Annotated in this window: 12 protein-coding genes; 7 read left to right on the top strand and 5 right to left on the bottom strand. The window is 68.5% G+C overall.

The genetic code is table 11. The features are described from left to right. Positions 1–170: 170 nt before the first annotated feature. Positions 171–416, top strand: a complete 246-nt coding sequence (locus ABE505_RS00550; RefSeq protein ID WP_346444240.1) for a hypothetical protein — start codon at positions 171–173, stop codon at positions 414–416. Between the two features lie 44 nt (positions 417–460). On the opposite strand, the gene ABE505_RS00545 is transcribed toward ABE505_RS00550, so the two are convergent. The 4 genes from ABE505_RS00545 to ABE505_RS00530 all read right to left on the bottom strand — a co-directional run bounded on the left by ABE505_RS00545 (position 461) and on the right by ABE505_RS00530 (position 6,706). Then, entirely contained in the window at positions 461–907 is a 447-nt protein-coding gene (locus tag ABE505_RS00545; RefSeq protein WP_346444239.1) for a universal stress protein, read from the bottom strand. Positions 908–1,009: 102 nt separating this feature from the next. Beyond that, positions 1,010–3,190 carry a DNA helicase II gene (gene uvrD / locus ABE505_RS00540; RefSeq protein ID WP_346444238.1) on the bottom strand — a complete coding sequence of 727 codons (2,181 nt, stop codon included), beginning with the start codon at positions 3,188–3,190 and terminating at the stop codon, positions 1,010–1,012. A 136-nt stretch (positions 3,191–3,326) separates the two neighbouring features. Then, positions 3,327–3,977, bottom strand: a complete 651-nt coding sequence (locus tag ABE505_RS00535) for a TIGR00645 family protein (protein WP_346444237.1) — start codon at positions 3,975–3,977, stop codon at positions 3,327–3,329. 380 nt (positions 3,978–4,357) lie between these two features. Continuing rightward, entirely contained in the window at positions 4,358–6,706 is a 2,349-nt protein-coding gene (locus ABE505_RS00530; protein WP_346444236.1) for a GH92 family glycosyl hydrolase, read from the bottom strand. A 60-nt stretch (positions 6,707–6,766) separates the two neighbouring features. On the opposite strand from ABE505_RS00530, the gene ABE505_RS00525 reads away from it, so the two are divergent. The 5 genes from ABE505_RS00525 to ABE505_RS00505 all read left to right on the top strand — a co-directional run bounded on the left by ABE505_RS00525 (position 6,767) and on the right by ABE505_RS00505 (position 13,386). Next, positions 6,767–6,970 carry a hypothetical protein gene (locus ABE505_RS00525; RefSeq protein ID WP_346444235.1) on the top strand — a complete coding sequence of 68 codons (204 nt, stop codon included), beginning with the start codon at positions 6,767–6,769 and terminating at the stop codon, positions 6,968–6,970. After that, on the top strand, positions 6,967–8,274 hold the full coding sequence (locus tag ABE505_RS00520; protein WP_346444234.1) for a sugar MFS transporter: 1,308 nt from the start codon (positions 6,967–6,969) through the stop codon (positions 8,272–8,274). The genes ABE505_RS00525 and ABE505_RS00520 overlap by 4 nt, the downstream gene beginning before the upstream one ends. After that, positions 8,274–9,257: a carbohydrate kinase gene (locus tag ABE505_RS00515; protein WP_346444233.1), complete on the top strand. Its 984-nt coding sequence runs from the start codon at positions 8,274–8,276 to the stop codon at positions 9,255–9,257. The genes ABE505_RS00520 and ABE505_RS00515 overlap by 1 nt, the downstream gene beginning before the upstream one ends. Next, entirely contained in the window at positions 9,254–10,543 is a 1,290-nt protein-coding gene (locus ABE505_RS00510) for an AGE family epimerase/isomerase (protein WP_346444232.1), read from the top strand. Before ABE505_RS00515 ends, ABE505_RS00510 begins: the two co-directional genes overlap by 4 nt. A gap of 197 nt (positions 10,544–10,740) precedes the next feature. Then, positions 10,741–13,386 carry a TonB-dependent receptor gene (locus ABE505_RS00505; RefSeq protein WP_346444231.1) on the top strand — a complete coding sequence of 882 codons (2,646 nt, stop codon included), beginning with the start codon at positions 10,741–10,743 and terminating at the stop codon, positions 13,384–13,386. A 27-nt stretch (positions 13,387–13,413) separates the two neighbouring features. Here the strand turns inward: ABE505_RS00505 and ABE505_RS00500 are convergent, their stop codons facing one another. After that, a complete protein-coding gene (locus ABE505_RS00500) occupies positions 13,414–14,346 on the bottom strand; it encodes an NAD(P)/FAD-dependent oxidoreductase (protein ID WP_346444230.1) in 933 nt (310 codons plus the stop codon). Between the two features lie 222 nt (positions 14,347–14,568). Between ABE505_RS00500 and ABE505_RS00495 the strand changes: the two genes are divergently transcribed. Beyond that, positions 14,569–17,574 (top strand): TonB-dependent receptor, encoded by a 3,006-nt coding sequence (locus tag ABE505_RS00495; RefSeq protein ID WP_346444229.1) that lies wholly within the window; start codon positions 14,569–14,571, stop codon positions 17,572–17,574. Positions 17,575–17,577 lie beyond the last annotated feature (3 nt).

The following is a 17,577-nucleotide window of genomic DNA, read 5'->3' as shown; positions in this document are numbered from 1 at the left end:
GTTGAGGTGGCCTCGCGGGCCGGACCCGTACAGCCTAGAGCCTGCCGTGTCTGCGGCGCGAGACCCGGAGGTCATGGCCGGGCGCGGAAGTTTGCGGGCCCGGCACCTTCACGTACGATGCGGCGAGCGGATGCCGCGCTGCATCCGTCGCGTCCCGAGCGAGAGTCCGCATGAGCCGATCCGAACGTCGCCGCCCGGCCCCGCCTGATCCGGCCACCCTGCGCCAGGATCTGACGCCCGAACAGGCCGCTGCGATCGCGACCCTCGAGGCGCTGGGCTGGGAACTGCGCTTCGTGCGCCGGCCCTTGTTCCGGGAACCGGTCCCGGTCGTGTTCGAGAAGGCCGGGGGGCGCTGGCTGGTGGTCGAAGGCGACGGGCAGCTCAACGAGTCGCCGGGGTTCGCGCTGCGCGAGTAGCAGCCCGTGCGTCGGCACCGCCCGCGCAGGCACAGCGGCTCAGGTCATCGCACGATCAGCACCGGCAGCTCGCTGCGCGCCACAACCGCCTGGGTCTGGCTGCCGAGCAACAGCCGGCCCAGCCCCCGGCGTCCGTGGGAGGCCATGACCACCACGTCGATGCCGCGCGCCTGCGCGGTTTCGAGGATCGCATCGGCCGGCGGCTGCTCGGCCACGAACAGCGTCGTGGCCTCGACCCCATGCCGCGATGCGGCCTGCTTCGCGGCGGCGAGCACGTCGTCGGCACGGGCCTGGGCCGCGGCGCGGTAGTCCTTGAGGAACTCATCGAAGCCGACCAGCCCGCTGGGATCGGTCAGCGCGGTGTTCCATGGCTCGGAGACGGTGACGATGGTCAGCGACGCACCGAGGCCTGCGGCGAGCGTGGCCGCGTGCTCGACACCGCGCGCGGCGAGTTCCGATCCATCGGTGGCGACAAGGATGTTGCGGTACATGGCCTGCTCCCGGGAATGACGAGGGTCGTCCCGAATATACGCCCGGCGCCCGACGGGCCGACGCGTCCGAACGTCGCAACCCGCGCGCCCTGATGCCGTGCGCTAGGCCGGCTGCAGATTCGCGTAGGCCATCACCAACCATTTGCTGCCGGCCTCGTCGAAGTTGACCTGCACGCGCGCATGCGCGCCGTCGCCCTCGATATCGGTCACGGTACCGGCACCAAACTTCGCATGCGTCACGTTCTGGCCCAGGCGCACGCCGACCGACGGCGCCAGGCTGGCGTGGCCGTAGTCGGGGCGCTGCCGCTGCGGGAACGTCGCGCGCGTCGCCTGCACCTTCGGCCGCACTTCGTGCAGCAGCGCCGGCGGGATCTCGCGCAGGAAGCGCGACGGCACGCCGAACATGTCCTGGCCGTGCAGGCGGCGCGCCTCGGCGTAGGTCAGCACCAGCTTCTGCCGCGCGCGGGTGATGCCCACGTACGCCAGCCGGCGCTCCTCCTCCAGCCGGCCGCTCTCCTCGGCGGTGCGGGCGCTGGGAAACAGCCCTTCCTCCAGGCCGACCAGGAACACCAGCGGGAACTCCAGACCCTTGGCACTGTGCAACGTCATCAGCTGCACGCCATCCTCGCCGGCCTGCGCCTGGCCTTCCCCGGCTTCAAGCGCGGCATAGGCCAGAAACGCAACGAGTTCGGTGAGCTGGGCGCTCTCCTCGTCGTCTCCGCGCACGAAGCGCGAGGCGACCGAGACCAGTTCGTCGAGGTTCTCGACCCGCGAATCGGCACTGCCCTTCGACTCGTTGGCGTAATGCACGCGCAGGTTGGAGCGCGCGAGCACGTGATCGATCTTGTCCTTGAGCGACAACTCGGCGACCTCGCCGGCCAGCGCGTCGATCAGCTGGGCGAAGCCGGCCAGCGCATTGCGGGCGCGGCCCGCCAGACCGCCGCCCTGGGCGCAGCGCAGCGCCGATTCCCACAACGGGATCGCATGTTCGCGTGCCTGCCGGCGCACCTCGTCGAGCGTGCGCTCGCCGATGCCGCGCGGCGGCGTGTTGACCGCACGCTCGAACGCGGCGTCGTCGTCGCGATTGGCGATCAGGCGCAGGTAGGCCAGCGTGTCCTTGATCTCGGCGCGTTCGAAGAAGCGCACGCCGCCGTAGACGCGATAGGGCACCTGCTCGGCGACCAGTTGTTCTTCCATCGCGCGCGACTGCGCATTGCTGCGATAGAGCACCGCGATGTCGCCGTGGCTGCCACCGTCGCGGACCCACTGCAACGCGCGCTCGACCACGTAGCGCGCCTCGTCGATCTCGTTGTAGGCCGCGTAGAGGTCGATCGGATCGCCCTCGCCGCTGTCGGTCCACAGCTGCTTGCCGAGCCGGTCGGGGTTGTGCGCGATGACCGCGTTGGCCGCGCCCAGGATGTTGGCGCTGGAGCGGTAGTTCTGTTCGAGCCGGATCGTCTGCGCGCCCGGGTAATCGCGCAGGAAGCGCTGCACGTTCTCGACCTTCGCCCCGCGCCAGCCATAGATCGCCTGGTCGTCGTCGCCGACGATGAACACCTTGCCGGTGTCGCCCGCGAGCACGCGCACGAATGCGTATTGGATCGCGTTGGTGTCCTGGAACTCGTCGACCAGCAGATGCCCGAAGCGCTGGCGGTAGTGCGCGAGCAAGGCCGGCGTATCGCGCAGCAGTTCGTGCGCGCGCAGCAGGATCTCGGCGAAGTCGACCAGGCCGGCACGGTCGCAGCGCTCCTGGTAGAGCGCGTAGGCCTTGAGCATCACGCTCGACCATTCGTCGCCGCCATCCTGGATGTGCTGCGGCCGCTTGCCCTCATCCTTCTGCGCGTTGATCCACCAGGCGATCTGCCGCGGCGGAAAGCGCGCGTCGTCGAGCTCGAGCTGCTGGACCACGCGCTTGACCAGCCGGAGCTGGTCGTCGCTGTCGAGGATCTGGAAGCCCTCGGGCAGCTTCGCATCCTGCCAGTGCAGGCGCAGCAGGCGGTGCGCCAGGCCGTGGAACGTGCCGATCCACATGCCGCGCGCGCCATTGCGCAACTGCGCGTCCACGCGGTGGCGCATCTCGGCCGCGGCCTTGTTGGTGAAGGTCACGGCGAACACGCCGTACGCCGGCACCCCGACAACTTCGTTGAGCCAGGCGATCCGGTGCGTCAGCACGCGGGTCTTGCCGCTGCCGGCGCCGGCCAGGACGAGATAGTGCGAATCGGGCGCCGAAACAGCTTGGCGCTGGGCTGCGTTCAGCCCATCGAGCAGGTGCGAGACATCCATCCCCGCATTCTACGCCCCTCCCAAACCGGGGTCAGAGTCGATTTTTCGACGACGCGGCCGAAGGCGTGGCGGCGCTCAGAGCTCGGGGCCAGCGTCGATATCGGGCACGGAAAATCGACTCTGACCCCGGTTCTGGTCAGTGCGCGGCGTGCTCGCGGCGAGCGCTGCTGCCGGTCATCAGCTTGTCGGTGTAGGCGATGCCGATCGCCGAGAGAATGAAGCCGCCGTGGATGATCGTCTGCCACATGACGCCGGCGGTGGTGACCTTGGTGCAGGCCGGCGCGGCGAGCGACAGCCCGCCGGCGATCGCCTGGGCATGCGCGGCGGCCGCGGCGATCGCGTCGGCGGTGCCGCACACCGGCAGGCCGACCTCGCCGGCGGCGATGAAGGTCTTGAGCAAATGGATCGACGAGATGCCGATGATCGCCATCGCCAGCTTGACCTTGAGCACGCTGGCATTGACGTGACTGAGCCATTCGGGCTGGTCGGGATGGCCCTGCAGGCCCAGGCGCGAGACGAAGGTCTCGTAGCCGCCGACGATCACCATCACCAGCAGGTTGGAGATCATCACCACGTCGATCAGGCCCAGCACCAGCAGCATGATCCCCTGCTCGGTCAGCGTGGTCGCGCCGTGGACCAGGTGCCAGAGCTCCTTGACGAACAGGAACACGTAGACGCCCTGGGCGACGATCAGGCCCAGGTACAGCGGCAGCTGCAGCCAGCGCGAACCGAAGATGACGTAGGACAGGGGGTTGAGGCGGGGCGGCGCGGACAGCGGGGTCGACATGGGGGGAGCCTGCGGGAGGTGCGCGGAGCGTAGCGAGGGCCTGTGACTTTGCCAATCGTGGACCGTGCTGATGGCTGGGCACGCGTCACCTGGGCGCCGGGGCGTCGAACCGGGACGATCGCGCGGGCACGGGGGCATCGGTCGCGGCGCCCAGCGCCCTTTTCGCAACGCTCATCCGGCGATCGGGTCGCGTCACTGAGGACCCAGACGCATTGACAGCGTTGTCATGCCCTCGTACAAGGACCGGGCGGCGCGCTCAGGCGCCGCGTTCCGGATCTGGGAGGATCGAGGATGCCGAGCGAGACGGCCGTCGCCGACGTGCCGCGACAGCGCGCGGCCGCGCGGGTGCGACGCGGCTGCACGGGAAGACCGGGATCGGCTCAGCGCACCGGCGCGGTGCTCATCGAGTACGGCGCTTCGGCGTCCACGCCCGGCCAATCGCGGTTGGGGGCGGCCTGCATGGTGAAGCGCAGCTCGCCGCCGGCCAGGATCTCGTCGTGACGCAGGAATGCGCGCCGCAGCGGCTTGCCGTTGAGCGTCGCCGCGCCGATGTAGCCGTGGCCTTCCGCCAGACCGTCGGCGACGATGGTGAAGCGCTTGCCGTTGGGCAGGTCGAGCGTGGCGCGCGGCAGGAACGGCCGGCCGATCACGTACTCGCCGCTGCCCGGTGCGACCGGGTAGAAGCCCAGTGCGGTAAACAGGTACCAGGCCGACATCTGGCCCAGGTCGTCGTTGCCCGCCAGGCCGTCGGGTCGGTCGGCGTACTGGCTCGCCATGATCGTCCCCAGGCGCGCCTGGGTGCGCCAGGGCTGGCCGGCATGCGCATAGAGATAGGCCACATGGTGGCTGGGCTCGTTGCCGTGGGCATACCAGCCGATCAAGCCGGTGATGTCCTCCATGTGCTCGAAGATCGCCGGGTCGACATCGGCCTCGAACACCGCGTCCAGCTTGTCGAGCAGCGCGTCGGCCCCACCGTGGGCGGTCGCCAGACCGGCGACGTCATGCGGCACGTACCAGGAGTACTGCCAGGCATTGCCCTCGGTGTAGTCGGTGCCGTAGCCGCTGGCGGTCGGGTCGAACGGCACCCGGAAGCTGCCGTCGCGGTTGCGGGCGCGCATGAAGCCGGTCTCAGGATCGAAGGCGTTGCGCCAGTTCGCCGCGCGCCGCGCGAAATCGCGCGCGACCGCGTCGCGCCCCATCGCCTGGGCCATGCGCGCGATCGTCCAGTCGCCGTAGGCGTATTCGAGGGTCTTGGAGGCGGCCTCGCCTTCTTCATCGATCGGCACCCAGCCCAGTTCCATGTACTGGCGCAGCCCGTCGTAGGGGCCGTAGGACGCACTGGCGGTCATCGCCTCGAGCGCAGCGTCGGCGTCGAAGCCGCGGATGCCCTTCAGATACGCGTCGGCGATCACCGGCACCGCGTGGTAGCCGATCATCGTCCAGGTCTCCTGGCCGTGGAACGACCACACCGGCAGGATCCCGTACGGGCTGTGGCGGCGGTGCGCGAGCAGCGAGTCGACGAAGTCGGCATTGCGCTTTTCCGGCTGCACCAGGGTCAGCAGCGGATGCAGCGCGCGATAGGTGTCCCACAGCGAGAACGTCGAGTAGTGGGCGAAGCCTTCGGCGGTATGGATCGCCTGGTCCGGTCCGCGATAGCGCCCATCGACGTCCATGAACAGCGTCGGGCCCAGCAGCGTGTGGTAGAGCGCGGTGTAGGCGCTGCGGCGGTCGTGTTCGGGCGCGTCGATGTCGAGCACCGACAGCGCCTGGGTCCACTGGGCCTTCGCCTGCGCGTGCACGCGGTCGAAGTCGAAATCCGGCACTTCGGCGTCGAGGTTGGCGATCGCGCCGGCCTCGTCGACCGACGAGATCGCCACCTTGACCACGAGCGGCGCGTCGAGCTTGCCGAAATCGAGGGTGCCGACCAATTGCCGGCCCTCGATCTGCGCGCGTTCGCCCGGGCTGCGGTCGGCTGGCGGAGCGAAGCCTTTGTAGAGGATCTCGGTCTCGGTGTTGTGGAAGGCGTGGCCCTGCAGCGGACGCGAGAAGCGCATCGCGAAGTACAACTGCCGGCCCGGCGCCCAGCCGCGGGTCTGGCGAAAGCCGGTGATCGTGCCGTCGGGCATGCGCCGCAGTCGCGACCACAGGATCTTGCCCGGGTAGTCGTACATCGACGTGCGCAGGTCCAGCAGCACGCGCGCGTCCTCGCCCGCAGGGAAGGTGTAGCGATGCACACCGGCGCGGGCGCTGGCGGTCAGTTCGGCGCGCACGCGGTAATCGTCGAGCGTGACCGCGTAGTAGCCCGGCTGCGCCACCTCGTCGTCGTGGCGGAAACGCGAGGCGTAGCCGCTGCCGGGGCGATCGGGGTCGCCGCGTTCGAGCCGCTCGGGCCCGGTCGTGGGCATCAGCAGCACATCGCCGAGGTCGGAGTGGCCGGTGCCCGAAAAATGCGTGTGCGAGAAACCGACGATGCTGGTGTCGTCGTAGCGGTAGCCCGCCGCCCAGTCGTAGCCCTTCTCGCGCGGCTGGATGCGCGTGTCGGGGCTGAGCTGGACCATGCCGAAGGGCACCGTCGCGCCGGGATAGGTATGGCCCTCGCCGCCGGTGCCGATGAACGGATCGACCGCGCGGTAGGCCTTGTCGCCCACCGTGCCCGGATCGGCCAGCGCCACCCCCGCGCCCAACAACGCGCCCATCGCCACCGTCATCGCTGCCCCCAGCCTGGCCATCGCGCCCTCGTTTGTATCGATTCAATTCGTTCGACCGTAGCACCCGATCCCGCTTTTCGCATGCTGCATTGCAAGATGCCGCCCGACTTCGGCAGCGTCACCATGTCCGACCTTCAATCGGTTCAAGAGACGATCCTGTCGGGACGGCGGCGCACGATGCCGCCCGCAACCACCGCCTACCCCATCGCCCGCACGACATGGCGCGTGCGCGCCCGCCGTTCCTTTTCCAACGTCCCGACGCAGGCCACCGGAGCCGACGCATGAGCACATCCCGTTCCACGATGTCCAATTCCGCCGCAATCGCGGTGGTCAGCCTGATCTTTCTGACCTGGGGCGGCCTGACCAGCCTCAACGACGTGCTGATCCCGCATCTCAAAGCCGTGTTCTCGATGAACTACGTGCAGACGCTGCTGATCCAGTTCACATTCTTCGGCGCGTACTTCCTGATGTCGATTCCTGCCGGCACGATCGTCTCGCGCATTGGCTACAAGGCCAGCATCGTCGTCGGCTTGCTGGTGGCCGCGGCCGGGGCGGCGCTGTTCTTCCCGGCCGCCCGGCTGCCCTCGTACGGCCTGTTCCTGACCGCGCTGTTCGTGCTGGCCTCGGGCATCACGCTGCTGCAGGTCTCCGCCAATCCCTACATCGCGTTGCTGGGCCCGCCCGAGTCCTCGCACAGCCGGCTCACCTTCGCTCAGGCGCTCAACTCGTTCGGCACAACCGCGTTCCCGTACTTCATCGGGCCGCTGATCCTGGCCGGCACGGTGCTGGGGGCGGACCAGATCGCCGCGATGCCGATGGCCGACCAGATCGCCTACCGCGCCTCGGAGGCACGCTCGGTCGAGATGCCCTACCTGATGCTGGCCGGCGGCCTGCTGTTGCTGGCGGTATTCGTGGTGACGATGCGGATTCCCTCGCTGCGCGCCGAAGGCGCATCGACCCGTGACCCGCATACCTTCCGCGAAGCACTGGCCCACCCGCACCTGCGCTGGGGCGTGCTCGGCATCTTCATGTACGTCGGCGCTGAAGTCGCGATCGGCAGCTTCCTGATCAACTACATGGCCGAGCCCGCGATCGGCGGGCTGAGCGAAGCAGCGGCCTCGCGCTTCCTTGCGTTCTACTGGGGCGGCGCGATGGTCGGCCGTTTCATCGGTGCGGCCTTGATGACCAAGATCGACGCTCGCAAACTGCTCGCGTTCGCCGCGGTCATGGTGTGCGTGCTGCTGACGGTGACGATGACCAACAGCGGCAGCATCGCGATGTGGAGCGCGTTGGCGGTGGGCCTGTTCAACTCGATCATGTTCCCGACCATCTTCACCACCGCGATCGAGCGCCTGGGCACGCTGACCAGCAAGGCCTCGAGCCTGCTGGTGATGGCGATCGTCGGCGGCGCGTTGATTCCGCTGGCGCAGGGTGCGCTGGCCGACCGCGTTGGCATCCAGCTGTCGTTCGTCATTCCGCTGGTCTGCTACGTCTACATCATCTGGTACGGGCTGCGCGGCTCGCGGGTGCGGGGCCATGCGCTCGCGCCCGCCGGCACGCCGACGCCGCGCCCGAGTGCGATGCACTGATGGATCGGACGCGCAGCACTATCGCCTGCTTCGGAGAGGCGCTGATCGATTTCCGTGCCGAGCCGGCGACCGCCGGCCAGGCGCGGCGATTCGTCGAGCAGCCCGGCGGCGCACCGGCGAACGTCGCCGTCGGCGTCGCCGCGCTCGGCGGTGCGGCGCGCTTCGTCGGCATGCTGGCGCAGGACATGTTCGGCGATACCCTGGCGGCGGCGCTGCAGCGGCACGGCGTCGACACGTCGCAGGTCCGACGCACGGACGCCGCACCGACGGCGCTGGCCTTCGTCTCGCTCGCCGACGACGGCGAGCGCAGCTTCAGCTTCTACCGCCCGCCGGCCGCGGATCTGTTGTTCACCGAACGCGACTTCGCCGACGATGCCTTCGCCGACGTGACCGTGCTGCACGCCTGCTCCAACAGCCTGACCGAGCCCGCCATCGCCCAGGCCACTTTGCACGGCATGGCACGCGCCGCACGCGAGGGCGCACTGGTGAGCTTCGATCTCAATTGGCGTCCGGCGCTGTGGTCGGCCGGAACCGATCCGACGCCGACGCTGTGGCGCGCGCTCGCGCAGGCCGACCTGGTCAAGCTCAGCGCCGAGGAACTGACGTTCCTTGCGGGCGTCGGCGATCCGGCTGCCACCGTTGCGCGCATTCTTGAGACGGCCGATGTGCTCGTCGTCACCGACGGCGCCGCGCCGATCCGCTGGTGGACGCGCACGAGCGCCGGGACGGCGCCGACGTTTGCGGTCTGCGCCGTGGACACGACCGCTGCCGGCGATGCCTTCGTCGCCGGGCTGTTGTGGCGATTGGCCGACCGTGCAGTCGATGCCCGTACCCTGGGCGCCACCTTCGACACCCCCGCGCTGCGCGCCGATCTGCTGGCGCACGCCGCGGCCGCCGGTGCGCTGGCCACCACCCGACACGGCGCCTTCGACGCGATGCCCGCGCGCGACGCCGTCGACCGCCTGCTCGAGACCGCTGAATGATGTTGCCAGCAACGCCTGTTCCCGACTTCACCTCACCCCAGACGCTGCGCGCGCACATCGCCGACACGATGGCGTTCTACCGTCCGCGTGCGCTCGACCCGGCGGGCGGCTTCTTCCATTACTTCCGCGACGACGGCACGGTCTACGACCGCAGCCACCGTCACCTGGTCAGCAGCACCCGCTTCGTCTACGACTTCGCGATGGCCGCCGTCGAGTTCGCGGATGGGCCCGATGCCGACCGCGACCGCGCCTCGGCCCTGCACGGCCTGCGCTTCCTGCACGAGGTCCATCGCGACCCGGCGAGCGGCGGCTACGCCTGGACCCTGCGCGACGGCGCGGCCGAAGACCGCACCCATCACAGCTACGGGCTGGCGTTCGTGCTGCTGGCGCAGGCGAGCGCACGCAAGGCCGGCCTCGACACCGCGGCCGCGATGGACGAGACCTGGGACCTGCTCGAGCAGCACGCCTGGGACCCGGTGCAGGGGCTGTACCGCGACGAGGCCGACGCACAGTGGCGCTACGCGCCCTATCGCGGCCAGAACGCCAACATGCATCTGTGCGAGGCACTGATCGCCGCGCACGAGGCCGGCGGCGACGATCGCTATCTGTCGCGCGCCCAGGTCCTGGCCGACCACATGACCCGGCGCCAGGCCGCCTTGTCGGGCGGCCTGGTCTGGGAGCATTGGCACGCGGACTGGTCGGTCGACTGGGACTATCACCGCGACGACCCCAAGCACCTGTTCCGGCCCTGGGGCTTCCAGCCCGGCCACCAGGTCGAATGGGCCAAGCTGTTGCTGTCGCTGCGCGCGCACCTGGGGCCCGATGCGCCCGACTGGCTGCTGCCGACCGCACGCCATCTTTACGACACGGCCCTGGCCCATGGCTGGGACGCCACGCACGGCGGCATCGTCTACGGCTTCGCGCCGCAGGCGCTGCGCGACAGCTCGCCCTACCCCGACGCGCCGCCGCCGGACCTGGCGGCCGCCCCGATGTTCTGGTGCGACGACGACAAGTATTTCTGGGTCCAGGCTGAGGCCATCGCGGCGGCCTGGCGGCTGTACGAGGCCACGGGCGAGGTGCGCTATCGCGACGACTACCTGCGCCTGTGGGCCTACGCCTGGGACCATTTCGTCGATCACGCGCATGGTGCCTGGTACCGCATCCTCGACCGTCGTAACGGCAAGTACGACGATCTCAAGAGCCCCGCGGGCAAGACCGACTATCACACGATGGGCGCCTGCCACGACGTGCTGGCAGTGATGCGCGGGCACACGCGCCGACGCTGACGCCGTTTCAGCTGCGCAAGTCCATGCTGCAGTGCACACCACGCACGGCCACGAACCCGCCTGCCTGCGCAGCCGCCAAGCGGGCGCATCACGCCGCGTCGCGAACGAGTTGACAGCGCTGTCAAAGCCAAGCTAAATGCGCCCCTCGAGCGCGTCCCGATACGCGACGCGCCACTACGCCCTTGGGAGGGGATCCGATGTACACACCGCACCCGCGGCGCGCCCTGTGCTGCGCCATCGCCACCGCGCTGGCCTTCGGCGCCCTGCCGGCCGCCGCCCAGACCACGGCGCCGTCGACCGCCGCCGACAGGGACGAGGCGAAGACGCTCGACTCTGTGATCGTCACCGTCGAGCGCCGCGAGCAGGACCTGCAGAAGTACGCCGGTACCGCGCAGGCGATCTCCGGTGACGATGCCCGCGCCCTCGGCATCAACAACGAACTGCGCAATATCCAAACGGTCGTGCCCGGCCTGAGCATGGCCAACCAGGAAGGCAACCTGGAGATCTTCATCCGCGGCGTGGGTTCGGCCAACAACACCGAACTGGGCGATCCGGGCGCGGCGCCGCATATCAACGGCGCCTACATCGCGCGTCCGCGCGGCCTGGGCGGCATGTTCTACGACGTCGAGCGCGTCGAGATCAACAAGGGCCCGCAGGGCACGCTGCGCGGGCGCAACGCGCTCGCCGGCTCGCTCAACATCGTCACCAAGCGCCCGGATCTCGAGGCGTTCGGCGGCTATGTGCAGCTCGAGGCCGGCAACCGCGACCACCAGGCCGGCGAATTCGCGCTCAACCTGCCGCTCGGCGGCTGGGCGGCGCTGCGCTTTGCCGGCTACAAGGTCGAGAAGGACAGCTCGTTCCGCAATGCGGGCGACCCGCGCCTCGATCCGGCCGGCATCCAGAACGAGAAGGGCGGCCGCGTGTCGTTCCTCTACCAGCCCGACGACAAGCTCAGCGTCTTCGCGATGGCCGACATGGGCAAGGAAGGCGGCACCGGCTATCCGGGCGCGAACATCTGGACCGCAGCCTGCGGCAGCGCCGACCCCGACACCTGCCCCAACAGCCCCGGCCTGTCGCCCGACGATCTCGACCTGCGCAACGTGGTCTATCGCGGCCCGCAGGGCAAGCTCGACAGCACCAACTGGGGCGCGATGGCCAACGTGAGCTACGACTTCGGCCCGATCGTCGCCGAGTACAACACCAGCTACCGCGACGTCGACTACCGCCAGACCAATGCGGCCAGTGAAGGCATTCTGTGGCCGGGTCGCGACGTCAGTCCGCGCGGACCGAACAATCCGGACGGCTTCGACTACGACAACTTCTCGACCCAGTACTGGGAGACGCTGTCGCAGTCGACGACCCACGAACTGCGTCTGTCTTCGTCGGGCGATGGCCGCTTCCAGTGGACCGGCGGCGCGTTCCACTTCAACGAAGACCAGCAGGTTGGCTACCTGTCGCTGACCGACAAGGGCACCTGGTTCTCGGGCACCGAGTTCACGATGCCGCGCGTCAACGGGCGCTCCACCGCGCTGTTCGCCGACGGCACCTTCGAAGTCAACGACCGCACCCGCCTCAAGGCCGGTGTGCGCCGCACCCGCGAGGCCAAGTCGCGTTACGGCATCGGTGGCAACTGGGCAATTGGACTGATCGATGCTGACGGCAACAGCGTACCGACGCGGTTGGGGACGGAAGGTTTCGCGCCAGCTTTCATGAAGCGCCCGAACTTCGACGTGACCGGCTTGACCTCGCAGGCGGACATGGCCCGTTTCCTGCTGCAGGGCATCCTGCGGCATGGACAACGCGACAACATTGCCAACCAGATCGGCGGCGTAGCCAACGGCGGCGCTTTCGGCTGCGACACCTCCACCCCGGACTGCCGCTACAGCGTCGCGACGGTCAACTCGATCCCCTCCCAGCAGTTCGGCGAAAGCCGTTTCCAGTTCAACGACTGGCGCGCCGGCGTGGAGTTCGACCTGACCGACGACCACATGCTCTACGCCACGGTGTCCACCGGCCACAAGTCCGGCGGCTTCAACGACACCTTCGACGTCAACGTGATCCCGGAAACCTTCAGCCCCGAGTCGATCAAGGCCTACGAGATCGGCAGCAAGATGAGCCACCGCTGGTTCGGGCGCCCCGGCAACTTCAACGTCAGCGCGTTCTACTACGACTACACCGATCAGGTGTTCCAGGACCTGGCCGTGATTTCGCTCAACCCCGAGGGTGAGCCGGCCGGTTACTCGCTGGTCAACCGCAACATCGGCCGCTCGGCCATCTACGGCATCGAGGCCGAAAGCGTGACGCGTTTCGGCGCCGGCTTCATGCTGCACATCAACGCGCTGGCGCTCGACAGCGAAATCAAGGAAGGCACTGTCGGCGACGCGCGCAGCCAGAACTACGCCGAGGGCGGCGTCACATCGCTGATCGACCTGACCGGCAACGAGCTGCCGCTCGCCTCGCGCTTCACCGGCAACATCCGCCTGCAGCAGATGACCGAGCTGTCGTTCGGCTCGCTCGACTGGCAGTTGCTGGCGTCCTACCGCTCGGCCTACTACCTGACCCAGTACAACAACCGCGACGTGACGTACGTGGATCAGGCCGGGAACTTCGTGCGGCAGGAAAGCGCGGCCGAGGCCGGCTTCCCCGATCGCCAGCGCGGCGAGGTCACGCTCAATGCCGGCATCGGGCTCACCTCGCTCGACGGGCGCTGGCGTTACGAGCTCTACGGCAGCAACCTGCTCAACAACGATGTATCGCAGAAGGCGCTCGTCGGATCGCGGCTCAACATCCGCTTCCTCAATGATGCGCGCGCCTACGGCCTGCGCGTGCGTTACCAGTTCTGAGCCGGGCCGGCGGCATCGCCGGCCACATCAGGAGTCGCGCCCTGCGCCCGGGTTATCGGGCGCAGGCGCGCGCGGCACGAACGGCAGCGCGTTGTGCGCATGCGTGGCGGCAATCGCCGCGTGACCGACCGCGACCGAGATCTGGTTGAGGCCGCTGACCACATCGCCGACCGCATACAGCCCGGGCACCCGGGTCTGCTGGTGCGCATCGACCTCCAACGCGCCGGTGTCGTCGCTCTCCAGGCGCAGCCCGGTCGGCAGCGACGGGCCGCCCTCGTAGCCCAGGTACGGATAAACGGTGTCGAAGCGGTGCACCTCGCCTTCCGGCGTGCGGTAGCGGCAGTGCCGGCCATCGAACTCAAGCGTCCCGCCGGGCGGCAGTACGAGGGCGCCGAGCCCCTTCGCCTGTGCGATGGCCTCGTGCGCGACGTCATCGTCGGTGGGCAGCAGCGCAATGCGCGCAGAATAGCTGCGCAGGAAGGCAGCATGCCCGCCGATCACGGCCCCTGGACCGTAGATCGCGATCGCTTGGTCGCAGGCCTCGTAGGCATCGCAGATCGCGCACAGGCGCAGCGCGCCGCAGGCGATCGCCGCTTCGGCCCAAGGGACCTCGGGCAAGCGATCGGCCAGCCCGGTGGCGAGGATGACCTTGCGGGCGCGCCAGCGCCTGCCGGCCGCGGCGACGACGAATGCCTCGCCCTCCCGCGCGATCGTGTCCACGCAGCCGGTGGTGATCTCGACCGCGAACGCCTCGGCCTGTTCGCGCATGCGACGCAACAGCCCGGTGCCGGACACGCCTTGTGGGAATCCCGGGCAATTGTGGCTCTCGGGAATGTAGCGCGCCCGGCTGCGCCCGCCATCGATGACGACCACGCTGCGCAGAAAGCGGCGCAGATAGGTCGCCGCAGTCAGGCCCGCCGGCCCGCCGCCCACCACCGCGACATCGATGTCTTGGATCATCTGCAGGCTCCCGGACGGGCAGTCGAGACTGACGAGGGCGGCGTGCACCGCCGGTGAGCGCCGCCGCCCCTGCGGGCGGCCCCCTGCAGAGCGCGCAGCACCCCGTTGACAACGCTGTCAGTCTCCCTTCCTAATGCGCTCTGGCCCACGGCGTGTTCCGCGCGCGGTGCGCTGCCCACAATTCGATCGACTTTCGTGAGATCCCTTGGGAGGGGAAGATCCATGAAGCCATTCCGTGCCGCGCCCAAGCCGCGGTTGCTGACGTCCGCCCTGTTACTCGCCATCGCCTCGCCGACGCTTGCCCAGGTCGCCGATCCGTCGCCCGATGCCACCGAACTCGACGCCGTCGTCGTGACCGGCATCCGCGGCAGCCTGACCTCGTCGATGAACCTCAAGCGCGACTCGCAGGGCATCGTCGACGGCATCGTCGCCGAGGACATCGGCAAGTTCCCCGATACCAACCTGGCCGAGTCGCTGCAGCGCATCTCGGGCGTGTCGATTGACCGCACCGCCAGCGGCGAGGGCTCGAAAGTCACCGTCCGCGGCGTCGGCCCGGACTTCAACCTGGTGTTGCTCAACGGTCGCCAGATGCCGGCCTCCAACCTGGGCCCGGGCGGCGGCGGCACGTCCAGCTCGCGCGCCTTCGACTTCGCCAACCTCGCGTCCGAGGCGGTGTCGGAGATCGAAGTGTTCAAGAGCAGCCGCGCCTCGACTCCGACCGGCGGCATCGGCGCGACGATCAACGTCAAGACCGCCCGCCCGCTCGACAATCCGGGCGCCCATGCCAACATCGGCCTCAAGGCCGTGCACGACACCTCGGTCGAGAACCTGCCCGACGCCTATCCGGGCAGCAAGTTCACCGGCGAACTGTCGGGCATCTTCAGCAACACCTCGGCCGACGGCCGCTTCGGCATCGCGCTGAGCGGCAGCTACCAGGAACGCGATTCGGGCTACAGCCAGGCCTCGGTGGCCGACGGCTGGGCGACGATGCGCGGCGACGACACCGCCGCCTGGAACCGCCTGCCGCTGCCGGGCGAGCCGGGCTACGACCGCATCACCAACCGACCCGGCCCGGACACGATCTATGCCCGGCCGCAGAACACCGGCTACAGCGTCAACGGCGTGCAGCGCCAGCGCACCAACGGCCAGGCCACATTCCAGTGGCAGCCGCTCGACAACCTGCGCACCACGCTCGACTACACCTATGCCGAGAACAAGGTGCAGCAGCAGCGCAACGAGCTGTCGGTGTGGTTCAACTACGGTCCCGGCGACAGCGCGTGGACCGATGGCCCGATCGCCGCGCCGATCTACTACGGCGAGGACAACGTCTCGTTCGACGACGACGGCAACCCGCGCTACGCCGATATCGCGATGGGTGGCATGGAGCTGGCCACACGCAACACCCTCGAATCCACCGGCTTCAACGTCGAATGGGACGCCACCGACGCGCTGAAGCTGCGCTTCGACTATCACAACTCCACCGCCGAATCTCGCCCAGACAGCCCCTACGGCTCGGCCGGCGTGCTCGGCACCGCCGCGTTCCAGCGCGCGTCGACCTCGGTCGACTACAGCGGCGAGTTCCCGATCTTGACCATCGGTCTGCCGCCGGGCGTTTCGCAGATCAACCCGTCGGATGTCGTGGTCACCGGCTCAGTCTTTCAGAACAGCTACAACAAGTCCGAGGTCGAGCAGTTCCAGGCGGGCGGCCGCTTCGAGTTCCAGAACTACTCCAACCTCGACTTCGGCGTATCGCTGACCGAGGTCAACAACCGGTCTGCGTCGGCGGTGACCCAGCGCGACACCTGGGGCGGCCTCGGCAGCCCTGGCGATTACGACGACAGCATCTTCTACGCCGACGACATGGCGCGCTACTTCGACGCCTTCCGCGGCCACAACGATCCGCGCTTCACCGGCCGCTTCATGATGTTCGACTTCGACCGGCTGCGGCAGCGCGCGGCCGAAGTCGCTGGCGACGATGCGTACTACCGTGCGCCGACCGAGTTCACCGACGATCTTCGCACCGAGGAAAAATCCAAGTCGGCCTATGTGCAGTGGAGCAGCACGTTCGACTGGTCGATGCCGTTGAAGGTCGCCGCCGGCGTCCGCTACGAGGAGACCGATGTCACCTCCGAGGCCCTGTCCCGCGTGGCCAACAGCATCAGCTGGGATTCGGCCAACGAGCTCTATGTCGTCTACGACGGCGAGCGCCAGTTCATCAGTCAGACCGGCAAGTACGATCATTTCCTGCCGAGCCTCGACCTGAGCCTGGAGGTCGCGCCGAACATGGTGCTGCGCGGCAGCTACAGCCAGACCATCGGACGGCCCGGCTGGCAGCAGATCCAGGGCGGCCTGAGCCTGGCCAACATCGTGCGTGTCGACGGTGGCGACGGCTCCCAGGGCAACCCGGCGCTCGAGCCTTTGAAATCGACCAACTTCGACCTGTCGTTCGAGTGGTACTACGGCGAAGCGAGCTATGTATCTGTGGGCTGGTTCCGCAAGAACATCAAGAACTTCATCAGCGACACGATCGTGCGCGACACGCCGTTCAACCTGCACACCCCGGTCGGCGGCACGTACTGGAACAACGCGGTCGCCAATGGCTGCGGCAACACCGACCTGGTCTGCATCCGCAATTACATCTTCCTGAACCACGCAGGCGACCCGGGCGTCAACTACACCGGCGTCAACGCCAATGGCGAGCGGACCGGCAGCATCGTCGGTCTGCCGGGCGACCCGATCGCCGGCTTCGACATCAGCACGCCGGCCAACCAGCGCTCGGATTCGCTCGACGGCTGGGAGTTCAACGTCCAGCACATGTTCGGAGAGAGCGGCTTCGGCGTGTCGGCGAATTACACGATCGTCGATTCAGGGCTGACGTTCGACGATGCCAGCCTTGGGACGCAGTATCCGATGATCGGCCTGAGCGATTCGGCCAACGTCGTCGCGTTCTACGACAAGAACCAGTGGCAGGTCCGCGCGGCCTACAACTGGCGCGACGAGTTCCTGTCGGGCATCGGCGGTCAGGGGCCCAACCCGAACTACACCGAGGCCTACGGCCAGCTCGACCTCAACGTGAGCTACCAAGTCAACGACCAGCTCTCGCTGCATGCCGAAGCGATCAACCTGACCGACGAAACCTATCGCGTGCATGCCCGCCACACGAACATGCTCCGGTTCGCGACCCAGACCGGACCGCGCTACATGTTCGGACTGCGCTATCGTTTCTGACGG

Source organism: Luteimonas sp. TWI382, assembly GCF_039674545.1.
Lineage (GTDB): Bacteria > Pseudomonadota > Gammaproteobacteria > Xanthomonadales > Xanthomonadaceae > Luteimonas.
Note: the sequence above shows the minus strand (reverse complement) of the source record. Positions and strands in the feature narration are given on the sequence as shown.

Excerpts from the sequence above, each read along its gene's own strand:
- ABE505_RS00495 (WP_346444229.1), top strand. The coding sequence starts at position 14,569 with ATGAAGCCATTCCGTGCCGCGCCCAAGCCGCGGTTGCTGACGTCCGCC.
- ABE505_RS00510 (WP_346444232.1), top strand. The coding sequence starts at position 9,254 with ATGATGTTGCCAGCAACGCCTGTTCCCGACTTCACCTCACCCCAGACG.
- uvrD (WP_346444238.1), bottom strand. The coding sequence starts at position 3,190 with ATGGATGTCTCGCACCTGCTCGATGGGCTGAACGCAGCCCAGCGCCAA.
- ABE505_RS00500 (WP_346444230.1), bottom strand. The coding sequence starts at position 14,346 with ATGATCCAAGACATCGATGTCGCGGTGGTGGGCGGCGGGCCGGCGGGC.
- ABE505_RS00550 (WP_346444240.1), top strand. The coding sequence starts at position 171 with ATGAGCCGATCCGAACGTCGCCGCCCGGCCCCGCCTGATCCGGCCACC.
- ABE505_RS00530 (WP_346444236.1), bottom strand. The coding sequence starts at position 6,706 with ATGGCCAGGCTGGGGGCAGCGATGACGGTGGCGATGGGCGCGTTGTTG.
- ABE505_RS00515 (WP_346444233.1), top strand. The coding sequence starts at position 8,274 with ATGGATCGGACGCGCAGCACTATCGCCTGCTTCGGAGAGGCGCTGATC.
- ABE505_RS00520 (WP_346444234.1), top strand. The coding sequence starts at position 6,967 with ATGAGCACATCCCGTTCCACGATGTCCAATTCCGCCGCAATCGCGGTG.
- ABE505_RS00505 (WP_346444231.1), top strand. The coding sequence starts at position 10,741 with ATGTACACACCGCACCCGCGGCGCGCCCTGTGCTGCGCCATCGCCACC.
- ABE505_RS00535 (WP_346444237.1), bottom strand. The coding sequence starts at position 3,977 with ATGTCGACCCCGCTGTCCGCGCCGCCCCGCCTCAACCCCCTGTCCTAC.
- ABE505_RS00525 (WP_346444235.1), top strand. The coding sequence starts at position 6,767 with ATGCTGCATTGCAAGATGCCGCCCGACTTCGGCAGCGTCACCATGTCC.
- ABE505_RS00545 (WP_346444239.1), bottom strand. The coding sequence starts at position 907 with ATGTACCGCAACATCCTTGTCGCCACCGATGGATCGGAACTCGCCGCG.